Here is a 25,172-nt window from a genome sequence, read left to right as displayed (position 1 = left end):
TCAGCCGGCGACGGGCACCGTGGGATTGCGCACCGGCAGGCCGTCGATGCTCTTTGTGCGGACGGCATATTTGCCGAAGCGCTCGGCGTCGTTGGACTTCGCGTGATATTTGCTGAGCGTCGTGCGCTCGCGGTCGAAATTCATATGGGGCACGCCCCAGCCGCAAGAGGTCTGCACCTGATCGAGTTCGACCACGAAGATCTGGCGGGTGCCGGGCAGCAAAGTGAAGTGCGGGGCGAGTTCGGCCCAGCGATCGTCCTGCGGCAGCACGGGGACACCCCGGCCATAGACGCGGAAGATCAGCGCCGGACTTTCGAACGCGCAGAACATGATCGTGATGCGCCCGTCGGCCAGCAGGTGCGCGTTGGTCTCGTTGCCCGATCCGGCGACGTCGAGATACGCCACTGTCTTGTCATCGAGCACCCGGAAGCAATCCATCCCCTTGGGGCTGAGGTTGATCCGCGCGCCCTCGGCTGCGGTGGCGACGAAGAAGACCGGCTGCTTCGCGATGAAGGCGCGGTGGTCGTCGGTGAGCGCGTCGAAGAATTCGGCCATGTGCAGATGCTAGACCTTGCGGGGCCTTCCGGGAACACCCGGTTCGCAATCGAGCGCAGCGCGGTCCCACTGCGCGAGATCGGCGGCGGCGTCATAGGTGGATTGCAGAAAGTCGGCGATCGCGGCTTGCGGATCGGCGGCCGTGCGGACGGCGTCGTAATCGAGGATGAATTCGCCCAGTGCTGAATCGAACCGCGCGTCGTCGGGGCAGACCTGCGCTTCGGCGAACCCGGCGGGCGCGGGATAGGCGTAGGAATAGAAGGCGGCCTTGGGGTAGGCGTCGCTGCCAGGCCAGAAGCCGGCGCTGGACACTTCATGGCTATAGGCTTCGCGCGTCACGTCGTCGGGCAGGCCGGGAACACCGCCGGGGTGCGGCGGGGCGACGCGGCCGGAGAAGCGAGTGACGGCGAGATCGAAGCTGCCCCAGAAGAAATGGACCGGGCTGGCCTTGCCGAGAAAACCGGTGCGGAAGGTCTTGAAGGCGTGATCGACATGGGCGAGCGCGGTGTGGAACGCTTCGACCGCGGCGGGGTCATAGGGGCGGACCGCATGATCGTCGGGGAAGCGGACCGGATCGGGCATCTCGTTGGGCAAAGTGGCGATCTTCACCGAAACGCCGAGCTCGGCCAGCGCCGCCATCACAGCTGCATAGAAATCGGCGATGCTGCCCGCCGCCAGCGGCAGGCTGCGCGTTTCGCCGCCAATGCAGGCGATGCGCAGCTGGTGCGCCTGAAAGTCGAAATCCACCTCGAATGCACCTGCGCCCGAAGGGATCGGCGAACTGCCGAGGCCGCGCGGGGTGACGTAGAGCGGCACGTGCCAGCCGTGGTTGAGCCACGGTGTCAGCGCGATGCGGACCTTGCCGACGATCTGCGTCATCAGCTGGAGATGGATCGCGGTTTCGCGCCACTGCGGCCAGTCGAGGCGGGGCCAGTCCTGCGCCATGCGTATCACTCCTTCCAAATGGCCAGATTGACGCGCATTAATCATGCGCATAATTTCCGCGTATGAAACACGACTCCATCGTCTCGGGCAAACGCAAGCCGGTCAATCTGTCGATCGATACCGGCGTGGTCGAGGCGGCCCGAGCGCTGGGAATCAACTTGTCGCAAGTGTGCGAGGCGGCGCTGCGAACCGCAACCGCCGTCGAGCGCAGCCGGAAGTGGCAGGAAGAGAATCGAGCGGCCATCGAAGCGAACAACGCCTGGGTCGAGAAGAACGGCCTGCCGCTCGCCAAATATCGCATGTTCTGATGGCGAAGTTCGACATTTACCGGACGACGGACGGCACGATGCTGCTCGATTGCCAGAGCGACGTGCTGGCGCATCTCAATACCCGCTTCGTCGTCCCGCTCGCTTCACCCGACAATGCCGTCCAGGTCGATCAGCGCCTGACGCCACTGCTGCATGTCGCCGGCGAAGAACTGCTGATGCTCACCCATTTCGCGGCTGCCCTGCCCGTCACGGCGCTGGGCAGACTGACCGGATCGGCGGCGGATCAGGATTTCACGGTATCGAACGCGCTCGACATGCTGATCAGCGGCTACTGACGGCCTCTCAGGCCGCAGTTCCGCCCACCGTCAGCCCCTCGATCAGCAAAGTCGGCTGGCCGACGCCAGCGGGGACGCTCTGCCCGCCCTTGCCGCACATGCCGACGCCTTCGTCGAGGGCGAAGTCGTTGCCGATGCCGATCACCTTTGTCAGCACGGTCGGGCCGTCGCCGATCAGGGTCGCGCCCTTGATCGGGGCCCCGATCTTGCCGTTTTCGATGCGGTACGCCTCGGTGCAGGAGAAGACGAACTTGCCCGAGACGATGTCGACCTGACCGCCGCCGAAGGATTTGGCGAAGACGCCCTTCTTCACGCGGCTGAGCAGCTCGGCGGGATCGTCGTTGCCGCCCTTCATGAAGGTGTTGGTCATGCGCGGCATCGGGGCGTGCTGGAAGGATTCGCGGCGGCCGTTGCCGGTCGGCGCGACGCCCATCAGCCGGGCGTTGAGCCGGTCGTGGATATAGCCTTTCAGGATGCCGTCCTCGATCAGGATATTCTCCTGCGTCGGCGTGCCCTCGTCGTCGATCGACAGCGAACCGCGGCGGGCGTCGATCGAACCGTCGTCGATGACGGTGACGCCGGGCGCGGCGACGCGCTCGCCGACGCGGCCCGAAAAGGCGCTGGTGCCCTTGCGGTTGAAATCGCCTTCGAGGCCGTGGCCGACGGCTTCGTGGAGCAGCACGCCGGGCCAGCCGGGGCCGCACAGCACGGTCATCTCGCCCGCCGGAGCATCTTCCGCATCGAGATTGACCAGAGCCTGCGCCAGGGCTTCGTCGATCGCGCGGTTCCAGGTCTCGGGCTGGAAGAGATTGTCGTACAGGGTGCGGCCGCCAAGGCCGAAGCTGCCGGTTTCGCGGCGGCCGTTTTGCTCCACGACAATGGACACGTTGAGGCGGACCAGCGGGCGGACGTCGGTGGCGACGAAGCCGTCGGGGCGGACGACTTCGATCACGCTCCACTGGCCGGTCAGGCTGGCCGAGACCTGCACCACACGCGGATCGCGAGCGCGCGCCGCGGCGTCGATCGTCTGGCACAGGTTCACCTTGTCGGCGAAGGGCACCAGATCGAGCGGATCGGCAGCGGTGTAGAGATGGCGGTTGTTCTTGCGCGGTGGCGCGGCCTTCGCGCCCTTGGCCGGATCGATCAGCGCCATCGTTTCCGCCGCGCGGCGGATCGCCTCGGGCGTGATCTCGTTGGCATGGGCAAAAGCAGTCGTCTCGCCCGACACGGCGCGCAGGCCGAAGCCCGATTGCGTGTCGAAGCTCGCGGTCTTCAGCCGCCCGTCGTCGAAGCCGAACGCTTCGGTCTTGCGATACTGGAGATAGAGTTCGCCATCCTCCGCCTTGCCCAGCGCCTCGGCGGTCAGCTTCAGCGCGGTGTCGGGGTCAAGCGTGTCGCGGTACAGGAAGCCGCGCGGATCGGTGAACTGGCTCATGCCCCCGGATATAGGAGGCTTCGCGCGACCGTACACCCCGCTCGCGACCGGACGTCAGTCTTCCGCGCCCACCTCATGCGCGATCGACAGGGTAATGTACTGATAGGTCGGATAGGCATCCGAAGGCGCGGATTCGATCAGGACCAGATCGACTTCGGTCTTGCCACCGGGAACGGCGATCGTGCTGGTGCTCCGGCGAAGCGCGGTCGCGCCACCATAGTTGGACGGGCCGGCATAGGGCTGGATTCCGTTCAGGCAGATGCTGAATCGCGCGAACAGCGCGTCATAGGCCGTGGCGGTCGCCGCCGGATCGCCCGGGCGCCAATAGCAGGTGAAGCCGACCGACTCCTCGTCGGCGTTCATGTCGCAATTCTCGGGAGTCGGCAGCGCGATATTCTTGCCGGTGCGGATCGTCAGCCGATAGGGCTTGCGCGTGATGCCGAACGACAGGCCGACGAAATTGCGGCCATCGGCGTTGGTCAGCGCGCGAAGATCGTCGCATTGCGCCCCGGCTTGTGCCGCCGGCGCAGCTGCAAGCGACATCAGGAGCAGCGCCGGCGCGAACCGGCGCGTGAACCCCTTATTGCGGGCTGGCACCGGACGCGATGTCGGGCAGGCCCGCCTGGTCCACACCATCGGCAGGCCCGCCGATCAGCACGAAGCGGCGATCGCAATAGCCGCAATCGACATAGCCATGCTCATCGATCTGCAGGAACACGCGCGGGTGGCCGAGCGCCGCGCCGCCGGGAATGTCGGTCGCGCCATCGCAGGCGACGCGGGCGGTGGTGACGCGGGAGAGTTCGGGCGGTGCGATCATGGAGTCGCCGTTAGCAAAGGCAAATGCGGCTCGCAATCACAGTCACACGGTCCTAATGGGCGAACATGACCAATGCGGCGATAGCGATCGAGGGTCTTTGCAAGACCTATTCCGGCGGCAAGCGGGCGCTGGACGGGGTGAGTTTCGACGTGCCCCAGGGTTCGGTGTTCGGGCTGCTCGGGCCAAACGGCGCGGGCAAATCGACGCTGATCAACATCCTCGCGGGGCTGGTGAACAAGACCGACGGGCGCGCGTCGATCTGGGGCTTCGACATCGACCAGCATCCGCGCAACGCCAAGGCGAGCATCGGGATCGTCAATCAGGAAATCCTGTTCGATCCCTTCTTCTCGCCGCTGGAGACGCTGGAGATCCAGGCGGGCCTGTACGGCGTGCCCAAGGCGAAGCGGCGTTCGATGGAGCTGCTCCGCGCGGTGCATCTGGAAGACAAGGCTCATGCCTATGCCCGCACGCTTTCGGGGGGCATGAAGCGCCGGCTGATGGTCGCCAAGGCGATGGTCCATTCGCCGCCGGTGCTGGTGCTCGACGAGCCGACCGCGGGCGTCGATGTCGAGCTTCGCCAGCAGCTCTGGGCCTATGTCCGCGAGCTCAACCAGCGCGGCGTGACGGTGGTGCTGACGACGCATTATCTGGAGGAAGCCGAGGAGCTTTGCGACCGGATCGCGATCATCAATCACGGCAAGCTGATCGCCAACCAGCCGACCCGCGAGCTGGTGGGCATGGCGCAGGAAAAGGTGGTCGAAGTGACCGTCGACCGCGACGTGCCCGCGACGCCGCAGAACGCCTGCTTCCAGAAGATCGAGCTGAAGGGCGAGCGTACCCTGGTCATCACCTATCGCAAGGATCAGGCGAATGCCGGTCAGGTGCTCGATGCGGTGCAGAAGGACGGCTACGGCATCGTCGATGTGAGCACGCGCGAAGCCGATCTGGAGGATGTGTTCCTCAATCTGACGCGGGCGGCGAATGGGTGATATGCTGGCCCTCGCCGCGCTGATGCTGGCGGCACCGGCCAAGCCGATCATAGTCGACGATCTGGTCAAATTTTCCGATCGCTCGCGTTGCGAACCCGCCGAGCCGTTTCGCCGGATGCTGGACCAGCTCTGGGCGATGCGGGGAGATAGTCGCCTGAGCTTTCGCGGGGCGGTATCGCGAGCCTATCAACCGGCGTTCGGCGCGACCTGGAGCGCGATCGGCAATAATGGCGCGACCGATATGGTGGTGGAAACCAACGCGACCTGGCATGGCTTGCCGCTGACGAGCATCGCACTGATCACGCGCTACGGCGTGCCGGGGATCAGGCTGGAGCTGACCGTTGACGCCACGGCCAGACGGACGCGCAGCATGCTCAATCCGCTGGGGTTCAGGTTCGCCGGGCGCGACGAGGGCGTTGCCGCGCCGTGGGACTTGAAGCACGGTGAGCGCGTCAAGACCGTCCTGAGTTGCACCTTGCCGCAAGACTGACGTGGCGGCGTTACCCGATTCCGCGCATCATCACCGGACCGATGTCGAGCAGCCATTCGGCGCCTTCGGGCCGGATCATGAAGGGGCGGCGGAAGGTGTCGAGCACCGCTTCGGACCGGTCGAGGAACGCCTGACGGCGGATTCGGACGTCCGGCACGCGGCACTCGCTGGTCGAGCGATAATGGAGCTGGATGCGCAGCCAGCCGGTGGGGCAGGGCCGCGCGGCCACGAAATCGCGGGCGGTCGCGTCGCGCGCTTCGGCTTCGCCGCGCATGTCGAGGCGCAGCGTTTCGGTGATGTGATCCCAGCGCGGGCGGAACGGACCCGGGCCGGGCCAGCGCGCGAAGGCGGGGTCTTCGGGATAGTCGAGCCGGTAGCGGATCCCGGCGGCGGCGATCCGGCGCAGTTCGGACAGCAGCGCGTTCCGCCCGGCGCGGCAGGCGGCGCGCGCGGCTGTCCGTTCGGCGGGCGTGGCGGGCTGGCCCTCGAACGCGTCGATCACGCCGGTCATGTCGAGCCGGATGATCCAGTCGTGCGGCGGGGAGAGGATCCACACGTCGCGATATTCGGGCATCGCTGCCAGCGCGGCGGGCAGATGGCGCAGCGCGACCGGCTTCGACACGCGCAGCGCCATCCAGTAATCCTGATAGACGATCAGCGCCGGCGCATTGTCGTTCGCCAGTTCGTCGAGCCATTGCCGGGCGGTGGCGTCGCGCAGCGCGATGTCCGGCTCGGGGGAGTCGTGCGGCCACCAGCGCAGCCCGCGCACGACCGGGGCGAGATGCCAGGGCATTTCCGACCAGCCCCACGGCACCCAGCCGGGGATCCAGTCATGAACCTGCGACATGTCGACCAGCTCATATGGGTCTCCGGCTGCTTCGAGCGGATCGAGGACCGGCGTCAGCGATGCGCGCAGGCCGGTCTTCCATTCCTGCTTCGCCTGCGCCCGTTTGCGGGCTTCCATCTCGGCGAGGCGGCGAGCGAGTTCGGCGCGGCGGGCTTCGGTCATCCGCGCCTGATAGCAGCCCTGCGCGCCCGAGAAGAAGCGTACCATTGCGAAGCCGCGCGGCAAGCGCGATAGCCGGGGCCAAGGAGACGGACTTGGCCGGTAGCGAACAGCGCAACAGCGACATCCTCATCATCGGCTCGGGCGCGGCGGGGCTGACCGCGGCGCTCAACCTGGCCGACCGGTTCAAAGTGACCGTGCTGGCCAAGGGCGCGTTGAACGAAGGCGCCACGGCATGGGCGCAGGGCGGGATCGCTGCGGTGCTGGAACCGGGCGACACGTTCGAGAGCCATATCGAGGATACGATGATCGCCGGGGCCGGGCTGAACGACCGGGCGATCGTGGAATTCGTGGTCGAAAGCGCGCCGGCGGCGATCGCGCAGCTCGAGAAGCTGGGCGTGCCGTTCAACCATGAACAGGACACGCTGCATTTGACGCGCGAGGGCGGGCACAGCCATCGCCGGATCGTGCATGTCAACGACGCGACCGGCTGGGCGGTGCAGGAAGCGTTGCTCAACGCCGCGCGCGCCAATCCGAACATCACTTTGGTGCCCGACATGGTGGTGGTCGATCTGGCGACCAGCCGCCACGAGACGCGCTATTCCGGGGCGGGCAATGTGTGGGGCGTCTATGCGTTCGACCGCACGACCAGCCGCGTCGAGCTGTTCACCGCGCGGGCGACGATCCTGGCGACGGGCGGGGCGGGGCGGACCTATCTCTTCTCCACCGCGCCGCGCGGGGCGACCGGTGACGGGATCGCGATGGCGTGGCGCGCGGGGGCGCGCATCTCGAACATGGAATTCATGCAATTCCATCCGACCTGCCTCTACAATCTTGAGGTCAAGAACTTCCTGATCACCGAGGCGGTGCGCGGCGAAGGCGGACATCTGATCAACCCGCAGACCGGCAAGCGCTTCATGACCTTCTATGATGCGAAGCGGATGGAGCTGGCGCCGCGCGACGTGGTGGCCCGCGCGATCGACGCCGAGATCAAGCGCTACGGTCTCGATTACGTCCATCTCGACATCAGTCATATGCCGGCGGAGTTCGTGAAGGGGCATTTCCCCAACATCCATGAGAAGCTGCTGGGTCTGGGCATCGACATGACGACCCAGCCGATCCCGGTGGTGCCGGCGCAGCATTATACCTGTGGCGGGATCGTGATCGATCGCGACGGGCGCACCGACCTGCCCGGGCTGTACGCGGCGGGCGAATGTACCCAGTCGGGCCTGCACGGCGCGAACCGGCTTGCCAGCAACAGCCTGCTCGAATGTTTCGTGTTCGGCGAGAGCGCGGCCAATCACATTGCGGCGCATTGGGAAACTTTCCCAAATCCACCCGCGATCCGGCCGTGGGACGAGAGCCGGGTGACCGATTCCGACGAGGAAGTGGTGATCAAGCAGAACTGGACCGAGATCCGCCGGTTCATGTGGAACTATGTCGGCATCGTCCGGTCGACCAAGCGGCTCGAGCGCGCGGCGCACCGGATCAAGATGCTGCGCGACGAAGTGAACGACTATTACGGTCATTTCCGCGTGACCGCCGACCTGATCGAGCTGCGCAACCTGCTGGAGAGCGCCGACCTGATCGTCCGCTCTGCGCTCCACCGCAAGGAAAGCCGGGGGCTGCATTACACGATCGACTATCCCGAGACGCTGCCCGACGCGATCGATACGATCCTCGTCCCGTGATCGCTCGCCTGCGCACCGTCGACCGGGCGCTGCTCGGCATTCTGCTGCTTGCGCTGGCGCTGCGCGTGGCGATGGCGTTCTGGCCGACGATCCACCACGCCGACGAGCTGTGGCAATATATGGAGCCGGCGCGGCGCGTGCTGGGGCTGGACTGGGTTCATAGCTGGGAAGCGGAATCGGGCACGCGATCGTGGATGATCCCCGCGTTCCTCGCGGTGCCGATGGGTGTGGGGCAGGCCGCGCCGGGGTTGTGGCTCGATCTGCTGCTGCCCCGCCTGTTGTGCGCCGGGATAGCGATGATCGGTGTGGTGGGCGTGGCGAAGCTGGGCTGGCGCATCTCGCGCACCCACGGGCTGGTCGCGGCGTTCGTCGCGGCGATCTGGTTCGAGCTGGCCTTTTTCGGCGCGCGGACCCTGTCCGAGCCGCTGGCGACCGCGCTGATCCTCGGCGCGGCATGGCTGTTGCTCGACCCGGGCAGCTCGCGGCGGCGCATCGTGCTGGTGGGGCTGATGCTCGGCCTCGCCTGCCTTGCGCGATTCCAATATGGCCCGGCGATCGCGGTGCTGGCGATCGGCGCGGTGCGCGGCGATTTCGAACGCTGGAAATGGCTGGTCGCGGGCGGCCTCGGCGCGGCGGCGATCAGCGGGTTTTCCGAACTGGCGATGGGCGCGCCGCCCTTTCTGTGGATCTGGAATGCGGTCCACGCGAACCTCGTCGAAAATCGCAGCGCGGCGTACGGCGTGTCGCCCTTTTGGGGATTCCTGACCGAATATTGGAAGCTCTGGGGACTGGCCGGGCTGCTGGTGATCGGCTTCGCGGCGCTGGGTGCGCGGCGCTATCCGCTGTTGCTGGCGGTGGCGCTGACCAATCTCGCGGTCCATTCGCTGATCCCGCACAAGGAATATCGCTTCATCCTGCTGACGACGGCGATCCTCGTGGCGCTGGCGGCGATCGGCAGCGTCGATCTGCTCCAGCGGCGGTACGCGTCGAAGCGCGCGGTGATCGTGCTGTGCGCGGGCTGGCTGATGCTGTCGGGCGCGACCGCGGCGCTGGGCGCGCAGGCGAAGCTGTGGGGCACCAACACGCGGATGATCATGGCGTGGCGCAGCGCGGGCGCGCAGCCCGGCCTGTGCGGCGTCGGCGTCTATCGCAGCCGGGCGACCCTGATGGCGAGCAAGGCGCTGCTCGGCCACGACGTGCCGATCTATCAATATGACGACGCCACCGCGCCCCGCGCGCTCCAGTCGCGCGCGTTCAACGTCGCGATCGCGCCGCGCGCGTTTGGCGGCGAACTGACCGGCTATCGCTTCGCCGAATGCGGCAGCGCGAAGGAGCGCAACTACTGCGTCTATGTGCGCGAGGGCGGCTGCACCACGGCGCCGGGGGACGCATCGGACGCGATCCAGCCCTTCCTGAAGCGCGCGGGCAAATAGCGCCGTCCACTTGCCAGAACCTGCATGTGTATTATACAGGCAATACACAAAGGGGAGGCAATCGATGGCGGGCAAGCTCGAGGATTTCAGGCCACCGGCAAAGCTGAAACTGTCGGCGCTGTGGGCGGCGACGATGTTCTGCTACGTCTATGGCGACTTTTTCGGGCTGTTTCGCCCGGGCAAGCTGATGGCGATGAATGCGGGGAATATCGGCCCGCTGGGCGAAGCGACGCCGGGGGTGCTGGTCGGCGTATCGATCCTGATGGCGATCCCGGCGCTGATGGTCGCGCTGTCGCTGCTGCTGCCGCCCTTCTTCTCGCGATGGCTCAATATCCTGTTCGGGCTGGCCTATACCGGGATCATGCTGCTGACCATGCAGGGTGCGCAGCCCTTCTATGTCACGCTCGGCGTGATCGAAGTGATGCTGACGCTGGGCGTGGTGTGGGTTGCGGCGAGCTGGCCGAAGACGGCGGATTAACGTCGCGGGAAATACATCGCCCGGGTCGATCCGCCTTCGGGATAGCGCTGGTCGAAGATCCGCCAGCCCTGGCCGGTCCAGACGAGCGTATAGCCGATCGTCATCTCGTCCCCGCCGAAATCGAAGGTGACCGATGCGGTGGCGCGATCGCCGGTGATCGTCACGTCATGAACGCGTGCCGCCCTTAGCCCGATGAAATCCTGACAATAGCAGAAGGGATCGGCGTCCATCTTCTGGATGTCGCCGCGCTTCTCGGCTTCCTCGGCGTCGCTCCTTATCGCGCGGGCCAGCACGGGTTCGTAATAGCGTTCGGGCCGGGCGAGCGAGACGCCGTTGCCGTCCTTGTTCTCATATTGCCTGTAGATCGACAGGAGGAAGGCGCGGACCGAGGCTTCGTCGCGGGCAGCGAAGGCGGGCGCCGGCGCGTGGATCGCGGGAACCGCGAGCAAGGCGAGAACAAGTGCGGGCATCGAAGCGTTTACTCCCCGGAATTGTCCCGAAACGATAGCATGAGGGGAAATCCGGTGCTTGGCATTTCCGCTGCGTTCACGCTTCATCGCTACAAAAGGGGGAATCGTCGCAATGCGGCAATTGCGGACTTTTGTACCGAGTCCGATCGCCGCATGGTCGAATGCGGGGCAAGGGGCGGATAACGTGACGAATTTTTCGCGACTCGCGAACATGAAAGAACATGCGGTGCTTGAGGCCGCCAAGATGCGGTACGAGTTTGGCCGCTGGTGGATGGCGCAACCGCCCTTCACGCGGGTGCAGCGCGCGGTGACGCTCGGCGGACTGGGCCCGGCGATGCTGATGGGTTGCGCGGTGCATGACGGCTCGCGCACCTCGCTGCTGGTTCCCCCCGCAATGGCCTCGACGGTTTCCGAAGCGCCGGTGGTGAAGCGCGCGCCGACCGCGCCTGCGCCCGATGCGCTGGTCAGCATCATCGAATCGCTGACGAAGAATTTCAGCGGCACCGTCGGCGTGTCGGTGATGAGCATCGACGATGGCTGGACCGTCGCCGCGAACGGCGATCTCAAGCTGCCCCAGCAGAGCGTGAGCAAGCTGTGGGTGACGATGACCGTGCTCGACGCGATCGACCAGGGCCGCATCCGTCTCGACGATCCGATCACCATCACCGAAGCCGATTTCACCGTGTTCCACCAGCCGGTGGCGTCGCTGGTGAAGGATGGCGTGGGCTATACCGCCACCGTGGGCGAGATCATGCGCCGCGCGATGACGATGAGCGACAATACCTGCAACGACAAGCTGCTCCGGCTGGTCGGCGGTCCGCAGGCGGTGCGCGACTTCATCGCGCGCAAGCAGCTTGGCGCGATCCGCTTCGGTCCGGGCGAGAAATTGCTGCAGGCGGCGACCGCCGGTCTCCAGTGGAAGCCCGAATATTCGCGCGGCAACGCTTTTGCCCAGGCGCGCGCCCAGCTGGCGCCCGGCGTCCGGCTGGCGGCATTCGAAACCTATGTGTCCGATCCGCCCGACGGCGCGGCGCCCAATGCGATCGCCGGCGCGCTGGCGCGGCTGCATCGCGGCGAACTGCTGTCGCCCGCTTCGACGGCCTGGCTGATCACCACGATGCAGAGTTCGCACACCGGCAAGCAGCGCCTGCGCGGCGCGGTGCCGCCGGGCTGGCAGTTCGGCCACAAGACCGGCACCGGGCAGGATCTGCGGGGGCGCACCGCCGGCTATAACGATGTCGGCATCCTCGTCGCGCCCGACGGCCGTTCCTATGCCGTCGCGGTGATGATCGGCGACACACCGCGTCCGATCAAGGAACGGCAGGAGCTGATGCAGGCAGTGGTCGCCGCCGTGGTCGCCAACCACCGCTGACCGTTTCGCGGCCCGTCAGGGCTTGGCGTCGTGATCTCCCTTGCCGGGCGTGCCGCTCACGCGCCGGGCCAGATCGTCGAGCGCGCCGTTGCGCCGCTCGCGGCGCTTGGGCGGGTTGGTGAAGAAATTCTCGAACGGCGGCAGCGGCGTTTCCTCCGGTGCGCTCGTCGCGAGCTGGGCTTCGGGGCGGCTGGGCGTGCCATCGGGCAGGCGCTCGAACAGCTTGATGCGCGGACTGGGCGGCGGCAGCACCGGCCGCGCCTTGTCGTGGAACGGATTGGTATCGAAGGCGCCGCGGAACGCCGGATCGTTGAGATAGTCGGGTTTGCGCGCGACCACCACCTGCTCGCCCGCGATCTGCAGCAGCATCTCGTCGTCGGTCAGGTCGAGCACCGCTCCGGGCAGGCCATAGCCGGTGATTTCCGCCATCGTCCCGGCGGCGCGCATGTTGAGCGCGCCGAAGCATTGGACGACCTCGCAATTGTTGAGCATCGTCTCCCAGTCGCGCGGGTAGAGCAGCTGGAGCTGGCTGACGTCCTGCCAGAAGCTCCAGGTCTGCACTCCATAGCCGCGCAGCAGCGTCACCGCCTGGCGAAGCTGGGCCAGCGTGCCGAGCTGGGCGGCTTCGTCCAGCAGGAACAGGGTGGGCCGCGCCGGCCGCGCGCGGCGCCGGGTGATCAGCGAGATCAGCGCCATCACCCATAGCCGCAGCAGCCGGCCATGACTCTCCATCATGTGCGGCGGCAGGACGAGATAGATGGACAGCGGATCGCCGCGCGTTACCGCGTCGATGTCGAAATCGCTCGATGCGGTCGCTTCGGCCACCTGCGGCCCGCGCAGGAAATCGATGCCGTCCTGCGCCATCGAGAGGATCGAGCCGAGGCCCTGCTGGACGCCGATGCCGAGGATCGTCGCGGCCATCCGCGCTTCGGGATGGGGCGAATTCTCCAGATCGTGGCGCATCGATCCGGGGATGGCGAAGGGTTCGCCGGCTTCGGACACCAGCTTCGCCAGCGCCTCGCGCACGGCGGCGAAGTTGCGCGCCTCGCGCGGCGCGGTGGTCACGACGTGCAGGATCACGCCGATCAGCAATTGCTGGCCGCGCTGATACCAATAGGTATTCTCGGGATCGTCCTTGCCGTCGATCATCGCCGAAGCGAACATCGCCGCCAGATCGACGCCGTCGACGCTTTCGCCGTCGATCAGGTCGAGCGGGTTGAACCGCCCGGCGCCATCCGAAGCGACGCACATCGGATCGAGCACGACGACCTGCTGGCCCAGTTCGCGCCGCCGCCGGGCGGTGACCTGGACATTCTCGCCCTTGGGATCGATCACGATCACCGGGCCGTCATGGCGCAGCAGCGCGGGGATGATGCAGCTGCGGCCCTTGCCCTGTCCGGTCGGGGCGAAGGTGATCAGATGCCCCTCGCCGTCGAGCAGGATCGGATCGAGGAAGCCGGCGCCGGCATTGGGAAGCGGGCTGCCATAGCCGAAGCCGACGCGCGGCTCGCGATGATTGCGTTCCAGCGACCAGGCGACGAGCAGGCCGGGCTCGGCCACCGCGTCGGGCAGGCGGATCGTGCGATCGTCGCTGGCGCTGCTGCCGAAGGGAAGCTTCGCGCTCATTGCGTGCCTCCCGCCGGAAAGCGGTAGGGCGTGCCCCAGTCCTCGGGCAGGACCTCGACCTGATCGACCGGCTCGTCGTCGACCATCTCCATCATGCCGTTCGGCGCGATCTGGAACTTCGCGTAGAACAGGGTCGTGCCGTAGAGGACGGGCGCTTCGCTCTTCCACCCGCCTTCGGCGTTGCGGCTGAGCCTGATCGGGTGCGAGATGGTGGCGAGCACCGCATCGTCGGGCGTCGCGCCGGGCAGCCAGGGCAGCGGCTCGGGCATGGTCGCGATCTGGAACCGGCCGTCGCCGCCGCGCACGGTATTGCAGAACAGCAGCTGATAGTCGCGCACCTGCGCTTCGGTCTCGAGCGACAGCGTGCCTTCGGTCTCGTTGAGGCTGTGGAGCACCGCGCTGGCCCCGTCGAGCGTCACCAGACCCCAGCGGCCGTAGAGATGGTTGGAAAGGCCGCGCCGCTCGCCCACCAGGGCCTGCGCCTCGATCAGCATCGCGCCGGGATAGCAGGCGATGTCGCGCACCCGCAGCCGCTCGATCCGCGCGTCGGTGGTCAGATCGTCCCGTCCGCCGGTCGCCGCGCCGATCTCATAGGCCAGGGTCAGCGCCTCGGCGCCTTCGAGTTCGATCCAGTCGCCGCCGAAGACCGGCGGACCGCACCATGCGGGAATGTTCATGGCCAAAACCCCTCCCTGCAACGTCTTGCAGGGTGAAGTTAGGAAGTCCGGGACGGTTGCGCAACGATTCCCGGTTCGGGCGCAAGCGGCGGGATGCGGCGGCGGGCCCGGGGCCGCATTGCGTCGGCATGACCTTCGATCGCCATGACTGGACCGCCGTTGCGCGGGACCTCGACGCTTCCGGCCATGCGGTGCTGCCTCGCCTGCTCGATGCCGCCGCCTGCACGGATATGGCCGCGCGCTACGATTCGCCCGGACAGTTTCGCAGCCATGTGGTGATGGCGCGGCACGGCTTCGGGCGCGGCGAATATCGCTATTTCGCCTATCCGCTGCCCGATCCGGTGCAGCGGCTGCGCGAAGCGCTCTATTCGCGGCTGGTGCCGGTGGCGAATGGCTGGAACGCCCGGATGGGCATCGACCGGCGCTTTCCGGAACGTCATGCCGATTTTCTCGGACAATGCCGCGCCGACGGGCAGTCGCGGCCGACGCCGCTGCTGCTGCGCTATGGCGCCGGAGACTATAACTGCCTCCACCGCGACCTTTATGGCGAGCATGTCTTCCCGTTCCAGATGGCGGTCCTGCTGTCGCGGCCGGGCGAGGATTTCACCGGGGGCGATTTCGTGCTGACCGAACAGCGCCCGCGAATGCAGTCGCGCGCCGAGGTGGTACCGCTTAGCCAGGGAGATGCGGTGATCTTCGCGGTCAACCAGCGTCCGGTGCGCGGGACGCGTGGCTATTATCGCACCGCGATGCGCCACGGCGTCGGCACGATCCGCTCCGGAAGCCGCCACTCGCTGGGAATCATCCTTCACGACGCCTAATGATTCGAGTCCGCAATGATCTGGATTCAGCCCGCCATGCGCCTAGCATCGCGGCAAACCGGCGGAGAGGACGGACATGGATATCCAGCTCAACTTCATCAACAATTCGAACGACGCCAACAATTCGCAGATCGTAATCTTCCAGAAGAATGTCGCGGCGAATTATGGCGAACTCGCCGTGGCGTGGCACGTCATCCAGAATTGCGGCCAGAACGAGAATCATCCGTTCGTCTTCCCGATGTCGATGCAGGTCGGATCGAGCGACAGCTGGGGCAATTACACGCCCCAGCTGCCCGCGGCGCACGGCCAGGCCTTTTCGGTGGGCATGACGGCCGCGGGCGATGTGCTGAAGGCTTCCGGCGCGGCGACGTCCCAGAACGAGGTGCAGGTGCTCAATGCGCTGCCGCAAGGATCGGTCAGCGCCGGCATCTACAAGATGGGCAGGTTGCTTGCGACCAAGCCCAGCGTCGCGCCTGGCCAGACGGCGGCGTTTCAGTTCAAGCCGACGATCTGGATCGGCGTCGCGTCGCAGGTGGTGCAAGGCGAGGTGATGAATTCGGCGATCCTGTCCGAGATCAATACCGAGATTTCGCTGCTCGGCATCGCCAGCGCCGATATCGTCATGTCCGGCGGCGGTGCCGGCCCGACCGCGACGCCGTTCACCTTCTCGCTCCAGAATGTCGTGATGGCCTGAAGACCGCCTGTGCCGGGGGGCTTTGTTCCGTCCCCCGGCTCGGCTATCCCCTCGCCGATGCCACATCTCTATCTCGTCGACGGCTCCGGCTATATCTTCCGCGCCTATCATCAGCTGCCCCCGCTGACGAACCGGCATGGCACCCCGGCGGGTGCAGTCTATGGCTATACCGCGATGCTGTGGAAGCTGGCCGACGCGCTCGACAAGGCGGAAGGACCGACTCACCTTGCGGTGGTGCTCGACAAGGGATCGCACACCTTCCGCAACGATCTCTACGACAAGTACAAGGCGCAGCGCCCGCCGCCCCCGGAAGACCTGATCCCGCAATTCCCGCTGATCCGCGAGGCGACCCGCGCCTTCTCGCTGCCGTGCATCGAGGAGGAGGGGTTCGAAGCGGACGATATCATCGCGACTTACACCTGCCGCGCGGTCGAGGCTGGATGGAGCGTCACCATCGTCAGTTCGGACAAGGATCTGGCCCAGCTGATCCAGCCCGGCGTCGACATGCTCGACACGATGAAGAATGAGCGGCGCGGGCCGGAATATGTCGAGGCCAAGTTCGGGGTGCAGCCCGAGCAATTGGGCGACGTCCTCGCGCTGATGGGCGATACGGTCGATAACGTCCCCGGCGTGCCCGGCATCGGCCCCAAGACCGCCGCCAAGCTGATCGGCGAGTTCGGCAATCTCGACGCGGTGCTCGAAGCCGCGCCGGGGATGAAGCCGAGCAAGATGCGCGACAATCTGATCGAGCATCGCGACATGGCGTTGCTTTCGCGCAAGCTGGTCGCGCTCCATACCGACACCGCCGTGCCGATGACGCTCGACGAGCTGAAACTCGACGGCATCCCGCCCGAACCGCTGCGGGCTTTCCTCGAGGATCAGGGGTTCAAGACGCTGCTGTCGCGCATGGCCGCACATGCACCGGGGCGTGAGACCGCCGATCCGGTCGCGGCTGCGGTGGCGCTTTCCGCGTCGGACGCGCCGAACTTCGTCGAGCTGCCCCCGATCGACTGCAATGCCTATGAAACGGTGACCAGCATCGAGCGGCTGGAGGCATGGATCGCCGAGAGCCGTGCCAGCGGCACCATCGCGATCGATACCGAGACCGATTCGCTCGATGCCATGAACGCGGCGCTGGTCGGCATCTGCCTCGCGACCAAGCCCGGTCGGGCCTGCTACATCCCCATCGGCCACAAGAGCGGCGACGACATGTTCGCCGAGGCGCCGCCGCAGCTGCCGCTGAACGATGTGGTGCGGCTGCTCCGCCCGCTGCTGACCGATCCGAGCGTGCTCAAGATCGGGCACAACATCAAATATGACATCAACGTGCTGATCCGCCACGGCCTCGACGTGACGCCGATCGACGACACGATGGTGATGAGCTTCGATCTCGACGCGGGCCAGTCGCTCGCCGGGCACGGGATGGACGAAGTCGCGCATGCGGTGCTCGAACATAGCTGCATCGCATTCAAGGATGTGACCGGGACCGGCAAGAAAGCGATCAGCTTCGCGCAGGTGCCGCTCGACGCGGCCACCCAATATGGCGGCGAGGATGCCGACGTCACCTGGCGGCTGTGGACCCGGTTCAAGCCGCGGCTGGCCTATGAGGGCGCGACGCGCGTCTATGAGATGGTCGACCGGCCGCTGATCCCGGTGGTCGCGGCGATGGAGCGCGCGGGGATCAAGGTCGACCGCGATCAGCTGTCGCTGCTGTCGAGCCGCTTCGCGCAGGAGATGGCACGCCTGGAGGAAGAGATTCAGGCCGAGGCGGGCCAGCCCTTCCAGATCGGATCGACCCAGCAGCTTGGCGCGATCCTGTTCGACAAGATGGGCCTCAAGGGGGGCAAGAAGGGCAAGTCCGGCGCCTATTCCACCGACGTCACCGTGCTGGAGAAGATGAAGGCCGAGGGTGTCGCCATCGCCGGCCTCGTCCTCGAATGGCGCCAGCTGTCGAAGCTGAAGTCCACCTATACCGACGCGCTGCAGGCGCAGATCGACCGCGACACCGGGCGGGTGCATACCAGCTACTCGCTGACCGGCGCGCAGACCGGGCGGCTGAGTTCGACGGATCCCAACCTCCAGAACATCCCGATCCGCACCGAGATCGGCCGCCAGATTCGCGACGCGTTCGTGGCGGAGCCGGGCAACGTCATCCTCGCGGCCGACTATTCGCAGATCGAGCTGCGGCTGGCGGCGCATATGGCCGACGTGCCCCAGTTGCGCGAAGCGTTCCTGCGCGGCGAGGACATTCACGCCGCGACCGCCAACGAGCTGTTCGGCGAGGTCAATCGCGATACTCGCGGGCGGGCGAAGACGATCAACTTCGCGATCCTCTACGGCATCTCGCGCTGGGGTCTGGCGAGCCGGCTGGAAATCGACGCCGACGAAGCGCAGGCGATGATCTCGCGCTATTTCGAGCGCTTCCCCGGCATCTCGGCCTATATCAACGAGACGCTGGAGGGGGCCCGCCAGCGCGGCCACACCACGACCCTGTTCGGCCGCAAGACCTGGTTCCCGCAGATCAAGGCGCCGATCCAGCATGTCCGTCAGGGGGCCGAGCGCGCCGCGATCAACGCGCCGATCCAGGGCACCAGCGCCGACATCATCAAGCGCGCGATGGCGCGGATGGGGCCCGCGCTGGCCGAAGCCGGGCTGCCGAACGTGCGGATGCTGCTTCAGGTGCATGACGAACTGGTGTTCGAACTGCCCGAAGGCGATGTCGAAGCCGCCAGGCCCGTGATCGAACGCGTGATGGCGACCGCTGCCGAACCGGCGGTGAAGCTCAGCGTGCCGCTGGGCGTCGAGATCGGTGTGGGTTCCAGCTGGGGCGCGGCGCACTAAGGAGAGACGCAGATGCGGACGGGTTTGATGGCGTTCGGCATGGTCGTGGCATCCGTCGTCGCCGTGCCTGCGATGGCGCAGGAGCAGGCTCCGGATTTCGAAGCCGATGCCGCGATGGCGAGCAGCGCGCAGTTCTTCGCGTCGGTCACGCCCGCCGGTTCGGCCCCCGGCGGCCGCACACTCTATCTCGGGCGCGACGCGAAGGGCGAAGCGATCCTGGTCGGCATTTCGGCGGGGGCGCCCAATGCGGAGGTGGCGGCGCGCGACGAAGTCGTGGCGCTCGTCTGGATCCGCTCCGGCGGCAAGCCGCCTACGGCCGCGGACGGCACGCTGGCCGGACAGCTGGGCCGCAGTCTGTTCATCGTCGATGGCCCGCGTGCCGCGACGATGTGGGAGATCGGCCGCCGCGGCGGGACGATGCAGTATCGCAAGAGCGGCAAGAAGGCATCGGACTGGCAGGGCTGGAGCACGGAGCGTTGATTCCATTGGCTTTTGGCCGTCTTGGGCCTAATCCCGGGGCACGATGGGCAGCGACCGCGCGTGACTGAGAAACCCGACGACATCGCCCAGCTCGCCAAGGGCGGGCGGACCAATATCCTCGGATTCGTGATCCGTCTCGCGGGGCGCTTGCCGTTCCTGTTCATCGCCGGGCGCTGGTATGGTCCCGAAGTGGTCGGGCGGTTCGCGCTGGCGGTGCTGGTCATCGAGATCGCGGCGTTGCTGTCCACGCTCGGGCTCAAGCGCGGGCTGGCGCAAGCGCTGTCCACCACCAGCCGGCCGCACAACCACGTCGTCGCCGATGCGCTGGTGGTCGCGCTGATCGCATCGGTCTGCGCCAGTTTCGTGCTGGGGCTGTTCCCGCAGATCATGTTCCCCAACAGCCAGGCGACGGGGCTCGAATGGCTGCTGCCCAGCATCGTCTTCGCGCTGGCATGGTGCGACGTGGCCTTTTCGGCGCTGGCGTACCGGCACAATGTCGGCGCGTCGGTGACGGCGCGGGCGATCGTCGAGCCGTGGACGATCAGCGGCGCGGCGTTCGTGCTGGCATGGTATTCGTCGCGCGACGGGCTGATCATCTCGTACGTGCTGGCCACCTTCGCGATGCTGATCGCAGCGATGGTGCCGCTGATCCGCATGTATGGCGTGCCGCATGGCTGGCGGCCCCATCCGGTGAAGCTGTGGCAGATGGCGCGCGCCAACGCGCCGCTGGCCGGAGCCGATGCGCTGGAGTGGGGATCGCGCAACATCGATCGCTTCATCCTGGGCGTGCTGTTCTCGCCCGCCGTGGTCGGCATCTATTATATGGCGCAGCAGCTCGCTTCGCCGGCACAGCGGCTCAAGACCACCTTCGATCCGATCCTCGGGCCCGTCGTCACGCGCAGCCTTGCGGCGGGCGACATGGGCGCCGTCGCCAAGCAGGTGCGGCAGGTCGCCTTCTGGGTGATCGCGGTGCAGGCGGCGATCGCGATCACCATCGGCATCACTTCGGACGGGGTGCTCGGCTTGCTCGGGCACGGCTTCGTCGCGGGTTCGGCGGCGCTGTGCATCCTGCTCGCGGCCGAAGTGTTCGCGGCACCCGGTGCGATCGCCGAGGGCGGGCTGGTCTATATCGCGCGCCACCGCAATCTGATGATCTCTACGGGCATGCTGTGCCTTCAGGCCGTGCTCAGCTTCGTGTTCGTCATCATCATCCGCGATCTGGGCTATCCCATCGCCTATCAGGCCGTCGGCCCGGCGCTGGCGCTCGCCTTCTCGCTGCTGGTCGGATCGGTGATCAAGAGCTGGCTGCTCTCCAGCCTGCTCGGCCAGCGCGTGTCGGGGCTGCGCTGGGGCCTGTTCGCGGCGATGATCGCCTGTGCGGGGACCGGCGTGCTGATCAGCAAGCTGCCCGAATGGCTCCAGCTGACCGCGGGCATCCCGCTGATGCTGGCGGCCTATTTCGCGGTGCTGCTCAAGCTGGCCTTCGGCCCCGAGGACCGGGCGCTGTTCCAGAAGATGCCCAAGGAACAGACGCCGCGGATCGACGGCACGGTGTGATACCGTACCCCTCTCCCTCTCCCGCGAAGGCGGGAGAGGGAGAGGAAGCACTTAGTGCCGGAAGTGGCGCATTCCGGTGAAGATCATCGCGAGGCCCGCTGCGTCGGCTGCGGCGATGACTTCCTCGTCGCGGATCGATCCACCCGGCTGGATCACGGCGGTGGCGCCGGCTTCGACCGCCGCCAGCAGGCCATCGGCGAAGGGGAAGAAGGCGTCCGAAGCGACCGCCGAGCCGATCGTGCGCGGGGTTTCCCAGCCGGCCTTTTCGGCAGCGTCCTTGGCCTTCCACGCGGCGATGCGCGCGGATTCGAGGCGGTTCATCTGGCCCGCGCCAACGCCGGCGGTGCTGCCGCCCTTGGCATAGACGATGGCGTTCGACTTGACGTGCTTGGCGACCTTCCACGCGAACAGGCAGTCGGCGAGTTCGCTCGGGGTCGGCTGGCGCTTGGTCACAACCTTGAGATCGCTCTGCGCAACCGCGCCATTGTCGCGCGACTGGATCAGCCAGCCGCCGGTGATCGACTTGGCGGTGATCCCGCCGCGCGCCGGATTGGGCAGCTCGCCGGTCAGCAGCAGGCGGAGATTCTTCTTCGCGGCGAACACGGCAAGCGCCGCTTCGTCGGCGTCGGGTGCCACCACCACTTCGGTGAAGATGCCCGCGATCGCCTTGGCAGTCGCTTCGTCCAGCGTGCGGTTCAGCGCGATGATCCCGCCGAACGCCGACACGGTGTCGCAAGCAAATGCCGCGGCATAGGCTTCCTCCAGCGTCGCCGCGGTCGCAACACCGCAGGGATTGGCGTGCTTGACGATCACCACCGACGGATCGGCATCGCGGAACTCGCTGATCAGTTCGAGCGCGGCATCGGCGTCGTTGAGGTTGTTGTAGCTCAGCTCCTTGCCCTGCACCTGCCGCGCCTGGCCGATGCCGGGCGTCGAGGGGCCGGTCGCGGCATAGAAGGCCGCCTGCTGGTGCGGATTCTCGCCATAGCGCAGCGTGGCATTGTGCTTCAGCGTGATCGGCAGCGTTTCGGGGAACAGCTGTTGCTGATCGGCAAAGCCGAACCAGCTGGCGATCATCCCGTCATAAGTCGCGGTGGCGGCAAAGGCGCGCGCGGCGAGGCGCTTGCGGAAATCGAGGCTCGTCGCGCCACCATTGGCGTCCATCGCCGCGATCAGCTCGGCATAGTCGGCCGGATCGGTGACGATCGTGACGAAGGCGTGGTTCTTCGCCGCCGAGCGGACCATCGACGGGCCGCCGATATCGATATTCTCGATGATCGTGTCGCGGTCCGCGCCCTTCGCGACGGTAGCGGCGAAGGGGTAGAGATTGACCACGACCAGATCGATCATGCCGATCGCATGCTCGTTCGCCGAAGCCATGTGCCCGGCGTCGTCGCGCACCGCGAGCAGGCCGCCATGAACCTTGGGGTGGAGGGTCTTGACCCGGCCATCCATCATCTCGGGAAAGCCGGTCAGGTCGGAAATGTCGCTGACCGTCAGCCCCGCATCGCGCAGCGCAGTGGCGGTGCCGCCGGTGGAGACGAGTTCGACACCGTGGCGGGCGAGTGCCTGGCCGAGTTCGATGATTCCGCTCTTGTCGGAGACCGAGAGCAGCGCGCGGGCGATTTTGACCTGATCCATGAGCGCGCTCCTCTACGGATCATGGCCGCGCGCGCAACCCCATCCGTGACGGATTGCGGGGAAAGCCATGCTCACTTACACCGATGTAAGCGAGCGGTTCCACGCTCCGGGAGAGGATGATGGCCGGGGCGCTTGCGGGATTGCGCATCGTCGAATTCGCCGGGATCGGGCCGGGCCCGTTCTGCGCGATGATGCTGGGCGATCATGGCGCCGAAGTGATCCGGATCGAGCGGCACGGCGGCGGCTTCGGCCCGCGTTCGCTGGCCCGCTCGCGCCGGTCCGCGGTGATCGACCTCAAGACACCCGAGGGGGTGTCCGTGGCGCGCGACCTGTGCCGCAGCGCCGATGGCGTGATCGAGGGGTTCCGTCCGGGCGTGATGGAACGGCTGGGGCTGGGGCCGGAGCTGCTGATCGGCGACAATCCGAAGCTGGTCTATGGCCGGATGACCGGATGGGGGCAGGAAGGGCCGCTGGCGGACGCGCCGGGGCACGACATCAATTACATCGCCATAGCGGGTGTGCTGGAAGGGATCGGCATCCCCGGTCAGCCGCCCGTACCGCCGTTCAACTATGTCGCCGACTATGGCGGCGGGGGGATGATGCTCGCCTTCGGGATGCTCGCGGCGCTGCTGTCGGTGCAGCGCGGCGGCGCGGGGCAGGTGGTCGATGCCGCGATGACCGACGGCGCGGCGATGATCGCGGCGATGAGCTGGGGGATGCGTGCCGCCGGGCTGTGGCGCGACGGGCCGGGCGCGACGATGCTGAGCGGCGCGGCGCCCTTCTACCGCACCTATGCCTGTAGCGACGGCAAGTTCATCTCGGTCGGCGCGATCGAGCCGCAATTCTGGGCGGTGCTGGTCGAAGGGCTGGGGCTGAAGGACGATCCCGATTTCGCCAGCCAGCTCGATCCGTCGGGCTGGACGCGGCAGATCGCGCGGCTCGATGCGCTGTTCGCCACGCGCCCGCGCGACGAATGGGTCGATGCGTTCGATTCGACCGGCGCCTGCGTCGCGCCGATCCTGACAATGGCCGAGGCTGCGGCGCATCCGCACAACGCCGCGCGCGGCACCTTCATCGAAGTGGGCGGCAAGACCGAGCCTGCCCCCGCGCCGCGCCTGTCGGGCACGCCTGCCGATCCGCCCACGCCGCCGCGCGAGGTAGGCGAGGATACCGAGGCTTTGCTCGCCGGGCTCGGCTATTCCCCGGAGCGGATCGCCGAACTGCGCGCCGCCGGCACCTTTCGATAAGGAGACTCGCATGCCCGTACTCGACGTGCCGCCGCCTGCCTGTATGCGCGATCCCGAGATCGAATTGCTGGCCGACAGCGCTGCGCGCTTCTTCGAACGCGAAGCGACGCCCGAACGCATCCAGAAATGGCGCGACGAAGGGCAGGTCGATCGCAGCTTCTGGCGGCAGGCAGGCGAGGCCGGGCTGCTCGGCGTCGCGATTCCCACCGAATATGGCGGCGCGGGCGGCGATTTCCGCCACGATGTCGCGCTGGTCGAGCAAGTCGCGAAGCACGGCGTCGAGGGGTTCGCCCTGTCGCTGCACAATGTGATCATCCTGCCCTATGTGCTGGCGCACGGCACCGAGGAGCAGAAGCGGCGCTGGCTGCCCAAACTCTGTTCGGGCGAGAGCGTCGCGGCAATCGCGATGAGCGAGCCGGGCGCCGGATCGGACCTGCAGGCGATCCGCACCACCGCGCTGAAGGACGGCAACGGCTATCGCATCAACGGCGCGAAGACCTTCATCTCGAACGGCCAGATCGCCGACTTCATCATCGTCGTCGCCAAGACCGATCCGGCGCTGGGCGGCAAGGGCGTGTCGTTGCTGGTGGTCGAAGCGGACCAGGCCGAGGGATTCCGCCGGGGCAAGGCGCTCGACAAGATCGGGCAGGATGCGCAGGACACCAGCGAGCTGTTCTTCGACGATGTGTGGGTGCCCGCCGACAATCTGCTGGGCGACCGCGAAGGGCAGGGCTTCCGCCAGCTGATGGCCGAGCTGCCGCGCGAACGGCTGATCATCGCCGTCGGCAGCGTCCAGACGATGGAACGCGCGCTCGAAACCACCACCGACTATGTCAAGGAACGCGAGGCGTTCGGCCAGCGCATCTTCGATTTCCAGAACACCCAGTTCAAGCTGGCCGAATGCAAGGCCAAGGCGACGGTGGCCAAGGTCTATGTCAACGATTGCGTCCAGCGCTATGTCGACGGCACGCTCGACCTGACCACCGCCGCGATCGCCAAGCTGTGGGTGACCGAGACCGAGTGGGAGATCGTCGACGCCTGTCTCCAGCTCCACGGCGGCTATGGCTATATCAACGACTATCCGATCGCGCGGATGTTCCGGAACAGCCGCGTCCAGCGCATCTATGGCGGATCGAGCGAGATCATGAAGCTGCTGATCGCGCGGTCGCTTTAGTAAGCATCCAAGATAAAATACTGATAGATCGAAATAAACACGAGAACTATATTTTGATACATCCAATTCCGACCGAATAGTCTGCCGAATATCGCGATGGTGTGGAACTAATTAACGATTCCGCCACTT

Annotated in this window: 25 protein-coding genes; 15 read left to right on the top strand and 10 right to left on the bottom strand. The window is 66.7% G+C overall.

Going from position 1 to position 25,172, the window contains the following annotated elements; all coding sequences use genetic code 11:
• Entirely contained in the window at positions 1-555 is a 555-nt protein-coding gene (locus HHL13_RS15870; protein ID WP_169556570.1) for a pyridoxamine 5'-phosphate oxidase family protein, read from the bottom strand.
• A gap of 9 nt (positions 556-564) precedes the next feature.
• Positions 565-1,500 (bottom strand): DUF5996 family protein, encoded by a 936-nt coding sequence (locus tag HHL13_RS15865; protein ID WP_169556569.1) that lies wholly within the window; start codon positions 1,498-1,500, stop codon positions 565-567.
• Positions 1,501-1,562: 62 nt separating this feature from the next.
• Between HHL13_RS15865 and HHL13_RS15860 the strand changes: the two genes are divergently transcribed.
• Complete coding sequence (locus HHL13_RS15860) at positions 1,563-1,808, top strand: type II toxin-antitoxin system CcdA family antitoxin (protein ID WP_169556568.1); 246 nt, start codon at positions 1,563-1,565, stop codon at positions 1,806-1,808.
• Complete coding sequence (locus HHL13_RS15855) at positions 1,808-2,104, top strand: CcdB family protein (RefSeq protein ID WP_169556567.1); 297 nt, start codon at positions 1,808-1,810, stop codon at positions 2,102-2,104. Before HHL13_RS15860 ends, HHL13_RS15855 begins: the two co-directional genes overlap by 1 nt.
• A gap of 7 nt (positions 2,105-2,111) precedes the next feature.
• On the opposite strand, the gene tldD is transcribed toward HHL13_RS15855, so the two are convergent.
• Genes tldD through HHL13_RS15840 form a run of 3 tightly spaced genes read right to left on the bottom strand, consistent with a single transcriptional unit; the run spans position 2,112 to position 4,356 of the window.
• Positions 2,112-3,539 (bottom strand): metalloprotease TldD, encoded by a 1,428-nt coding sequence (tldD, locus tag HHL13_RS15850; RefSeq protein ID WP_169556566.1) that lies wholly within the window; start codon positions 3,537-3,539, stop codon positions 2,112-2,114.
• 54 nt (positions 3,540-3,593) lie between these two features.
• Positions 3,594-4,136, bottom strand: coding sequence for a hypothetical protein (locus HHL13_RS15845; RefSeq protein ID WP_169556565.1), 543 nt, complete (start codon positions 4,134-4,136; stop codon positions 3,594-3,596).
• Entirely contained in the window at positions 4,120-4,356 is a 237-nt protein-coding gene (locus tag HHL13_RS15840; RefSeq protein WP_169556564.1) for a zinc-finger domain-containing protein, read from the bottom strand. Before HHL13_RS15840 ends, HHL13_RS15845 begins: the two co-directional genes overlap by 17 nt.
• A gap of 65 nt (positions 4,357-4,421) precedes the next feature.
• Here HHL13_RS15840 and HHL13_RS15835 point away from each other — a divergent pair, with 65 nt between their 5' ends.
• Both HHL13_RS15835 and HHL13_RS15830 read left to right on the top strand, forming a co-directional pair.
• Entirely contained in the window at positions 4,422-5,345 is a 924-nt protein-coding gene (locus tag HHL13_RS15835) for an ABC transporter ATP-binding protein (RefSeq protein WP_169556563.1), read from the top strand.
• Positions 5,338-5,835 (top strand): hypothetical protein, encoded by a 498-nt coding sequence (locus HHL13_RS15830; RefSeq protein WP_169556562.1) that lies wholly within the window; start codon positions 5,338-5,340, stop codon positions 5,833-5,835. The genes HHL13_RS15835 and HHL13_RS15830 overlap by 8 nt, the downstream gene beginning before the upstream one ends.
• A gap of 10 nt (positions 5,836-5,845) precedes the next feature.
• On the opposite strand, the gene HHL13_RS15825 is transcribed toward HHL13_RS15830, so the two are convergent.
• Positions 5,846-6,889 carry a hypothetical protein gene (locus HHL13_RS15825; protein WP_169556561.1) on the bottom strand — a complete coding sequence of 348 codons (1,044 nt, stop codon included), beginning with the start codon at positions 6,887-6,889 and terminating at the stop codon, positions 5,846-5,848.
• A 47-nt stretch (positions 6,890-6,936) separates the two neighbouring features.
• Between HHL13_RS15825 and nadB the strand changes: the two genes are divergently transcribed.
• The 3 genes from nadB (at position 6,937) to HHL13_RS15810 (ending at position 10,443) form a co-directional block, all read left to right on the top strand.
• On the top strand, positions 6,937-8,532 hold the full coding sequence (nadB, locus tag HHL13_RS15820) for an L-aspartate oxidase (protein WP_169556560.1): 1,596 nt from the start codon (positions 6,937-6,939) through the stop codon (positions 8,530-8,532).
• A complete protein-coding gene (locus HHL13_RS15815) occupies positions 8,529-9,965 on the top strand; it encodes a mannosyltransferase (protein WP_169556559.1) in 1,437 nt (478 codons plus the stop codon). The genes nadB and HHL13_RS15815 overlap by 4 nt, the downstream gene beginning before the upstream one ends.
• A 64-nt stretch (positions 9,966-10,029) precedes the next feature.
• Positions 10,030-10,443: a DUF6326 family protein gene (locus HHL13_RS15810; RefSeq protein WP_169556558.1), complete on the top strand. Its 414-nt coding sequence runs from the start codon at positions 10,030-10,032 to the stop codon at positions 10,441-10,443.
• Here HHL13_RS15810 and HHL13_RS15805 read toward each other — a convergent pair.
• A complete protein-coding gene (locus HHL13_RS15805; RefSeq protein ID WP_169556557.1) occupies positions 10,440-10,913 on the bottom strand; it encodes a DUF3828 domain-containing protein in 474 nt (157 codons plus the stop codon). The two genes, HHL13_RS15810 and HHL13_RS15805, sit on opposite strands and share 4 nt — an antisense overlap.
• Positions 10,914-11,097: 184 nt before the next feature.
• On the opposite strand from HHL13_RS15805, the gene bla reads away from it, so the two are divergent.
• Positions 11,098-12,285 (top strand): class A beta-lactamase, encoded by a 1,188-nt coding sequence (bla, locus tag HHL13_RS15800; RefSeq protein WP_346775572.1) that lies wholly within the window; start codon positions 11,098-11,100, stop codon positions 12,283-12,285.
• 15 nt (positions 12,286-12,300) lie between these two features.
• Here the strand turns inward: bla and HHL13_RS15795 are convergent, their stop codons facing one another.
• Both HHL13_RS15795 and HHL13_RS15790 read right to left on the bottom strand, forming a co-directional pair.
• The gene (locus HHL13_RS15795; RefSeq protein WP_169556556.1) at positions 12,301-13,911 is read right to left on the bottom strand and encodes a type IV secretory system conjugative DNA transfer family protein; all 1,611 of its coding nucleotides are present in this window, start codon (positions 13,909-13,911) and stop codon (positions 12,301-12,303) included.
• Positions 13,908-14,588 (bottom strand): hypothetical protein, encoded by a 681-nt coding sequence (locus tag HHL13_RS15790; protein WP_169556555.1) that lies wholly within the window; start codon positions 14,586-14,588, stop codon positions 13,908-13,910. The genes HHL13_RS15795 and HHL13_RS15790 overlap by 4 nt, the downstream gene beginning before the upstream one ends.
• 128 nt (positions 14,589-14,716) lie before the next feature.
• Here HHL13_RS15790 and HHL13_RS15785 point away from each other — a divergent pair, with 128 nt between their 5' ends.
• The 5 genes from HHL13_RS15785 (at position 14,717) to HHL13_RS15765 (ending at position 20,981) form a co-directional block, all read left to right on the top strand.
• A complete protein-coding gene (locus HHL13_RS15785) occupies positions 14,717-15,409 on the top strand; it encodes a 2OG-Fe(II) oxygenase (protein WP_169556554.1) in 693 nt (230 codons plus the stop codon).
• A gap of 76 nt (positions 15,410-15,485) precedes the next feature.
• Positions 15,486-16,103, top strand: a complete 618-nt coding sequence (locus HHL13_RS15780; RefSeq protein WP_169556553.1) for a hypothetical protein — start codon at positions 15,486-15,488, stop codon at positions 16,101-16,103.
• 57 nt (positions 16,104-16,160) lie between these two features.
• Positions 16,161-18,944 carry a DNA polymerase I gene (gene polA / locus HHL13_RS15775; protein WP_169556552.1) on the top strand — a complete coding sequence of 928 codons (2,784 nt, stop codon included), beginning with the start codon at positions 16,161-16,163 and terminating at the stop codon, positions 18,942-18,944.
• A gap of 12 nt (positions 18,945-18,956) precedes the next feature.
• A complete protein-coding gene (locus HHL13_RS15770; RefSeq protein ID WP_169556551.1) occupies positions 18,957-19,424 on the top strand; it encodes a hypothetical protein in 468 nt (155 codons plus the stop codon).
• Positions 19,425-19,484: 60 nt separating this feature from the next.
• Positions 19,485-20,981, top strand: a complete 1,497-nt coding sequence (locus HHL13_RS15765) for a lipopolysaccharide biosynthesis protein (protein WP_169556550.1) — start codon at positions 19,485-19,487, stop codon at positions 20,979-20,981.
• Positions 20,982-21,032: 51 nt separating this feature from the next.
• Here HHL13_RS15765 and purH read toward each other — a convergent pair whose 3' ends face one another.
• Complete coding sequence (purH, locus tag HHL13_RS15760) at positions 21,033-22,622, bottom strand: bifunctional phosphoribosylaminoimidazolecarboxamide formyltransferase/IMP cyclohydrolase (protein ID WP_169556549.1); 1,590 nt, start codon at positions 22,620-22,622, stop codon at positions 21,033-21,035.
• Positions 22,623-22,741: 119 nt separating this feature from the next.
• Here purH and HHL13_RS15755 point away from each other — a divergent pair, with 119 nt between their 5' ends.
• A complete protein-coding gene (locus HHL13_RS15755) occupies positions 22,742-23,869 on the top strand; it encodes a CaiB/BaiF CoA-transferase family protein (RefSeq protein ID WP_169556548.1) in 1,128 nt (375 codons plus the stop codon).
• A gap of 10 nt (positions 23,870-23,879) precedes the next feature.
• The gene (locus tag HHL13_RS15750; RefSeq protein WP_169556547.1) at positions 23,880-25,043 is read left to right on the top strand and encodes an acyl-CoA dehydrogenase family protein; all 1,164 of its coding nucleotides are present in this window, start codon (positions 23,880-23,882) and stop codon (positions 25,041-25,043) included.
• Positions 25,044-25,172 lie beyond the last annotated feature (129 nt).

The organism is Sphingomonas sp. G-3-2-10 (assembly GCF_012927115.1).
Taxonomy (GTDB): domain Bacteria; phylum Pseudomonadota; class Alphaproteobacteria; order Sphingomonadales; family Sphingomonadaceae; genus Sphingomonas.
This window is presented reverse-complemented; position numbering and strand designations above follow the sequence as displayed.

Excerpts from the sequence above, each read along its gene's own strand:
- HHL13_RS15750 (WP_169556547.1), top strand. The coding sequence starts at position 23,880 with ATGCCCGTACTCGACGTGCCGCCGCCTGCCTGTATGCGCGATCCCGAG.
- HHL13_RS15870 (WP_169556570.1), bottom strand. The coding sequence starts at position 555 with ATGGCCGAATTCTTCGACGCGCTCACCGACGACCACCGCGCCTTCATC.
- HHL13_RS15790 (WP_169556555.1), bottom strand. The coding sequence starts at position 14,588 with ATGAACATTCCCGCATGGTGCGGTCCGCCGGTCTTCGGCGGCGACTGG.
- HHL13_RS15855 (WP_169556567.1), top strand. The coding sequence starts at position 1,808 with ATGGCGAAGTTCGACATTTACCGGACGACGGACGGCACGATGCTGCTC.
- HHL13_RS15795 (WP_169556556.1), bottom strand. The coding sequence starts at position 13,911 with ATGAGCGCGAAGCTTCCCTTCGGCAGCAGCGCCAGCGACGATCGCACG.
- purH (WP_169556549.1), bottom strand. The coding sequence starts at position 22,622 with ATGGATCAGGTCAAAATCGCCCGCGCGCTGCTCTCGGTCTCCGACAAG.
- HHL13_RS15840 (WP_169556564.1), bottom strand. The coding sequence starts at position 4,356 with ATGATCGCACCGCCCGAACTCTCCCGCGTCACCACCGCCCGCGTCGCC.
- HHL13_RS15780 (WP_169556553.1), top strand. The coding sequence starts at position 15,486 with ATGGATATCCAGCTCAACTTCATCAACAATTCGAACGACGCCAACAAT.
- HHL13_RS15785 (WP_169556554.1), top strand. The coding sequence starts at position 14,717 with ATGACCTTCGATCGCCATGACTGGACCGCCGTTGCGCGGGACCTCGAC.
- HHL13_RS15835 (WP_169556563.1), top strand. The coding sequence starts at position 4,422 with ATGACCAATGCGGCGATAGCGATCGAGGGTCTTTGCAAGACCTATTCC.
- HHL13_RS15825 (WP_169556561.1), bottom strand. The coding sequence starts at position 6,889 with ATGGTACGCTTCTTCTCGGGCGCGCAGGGCTGCTATCAGGCGCGGATG.
- HHL13_RS15805 (WP_169556557.1), bottom strand. The coding sequence starts at position 10,913 with ATGCCCGCACTTGTTCTCGCCTTGCTCGCGGTTCCCGCGATCCACGCG.
- HHL13_RS15810 (WP_169556558.1), top strand. The coding sequence starts at position 10,030 with ATGGCGGGCAAGCTCGAGGATTTCAGGCCACCGGCAAAGCTGAAACTG.
- HHL13_RS15865 (WP_169556569.1), bottom strand. The coding sequence starts at position 1,500 with ATGGCGCAGGACTGGCCCCGCCTCGACTGGCCGCAGTGGCGCGAAACC.
- HHL13_RS15860 (WP_169556568.1), top strand. The coding sequence starts at position 1,563 with ATGAAACACGACTCCATCGTCTCGGGCAAACGCAAGCCGGTCAATCTG.
- polA (WP_169556552.1), top strand. The coding sequence starts at position 16,161 with ATGCCACATCTCTATCTCGTCGACGGCTCCGGCTATATCTTCCGCGCC.
- HHL13_RS15830 (WP_169556562.1), top strand. The coding sequence starts at position 5,338 with ATGGGTGATATGCTGGCCCTCGCCGCGCTGATGCTGGCGGCACCGGCC.
- HHL13_RS15755 (WP_169556548.1), top strand. The coding sequence starts at position 22,742 with ATGGCCGGGGCGCTTGCGGGATTGCGCATCGTCGAATTCGCCGGGATC.
- HHL13_RS15770 (WP_169556551.1), top strand. The coding sequence starts at position 18,957 with ATGCGGACGGGTTTGATGGCGTTCGGCATGGTCGTGGCATCCGTCGTC.
- tldD (WP_169556566.1), bottom strand. The coding sequence starts at position 3,539 with ATGAGCCAGTTCACCGATCCGCGCGGCTTCCTGTACCGCGACACGCTT.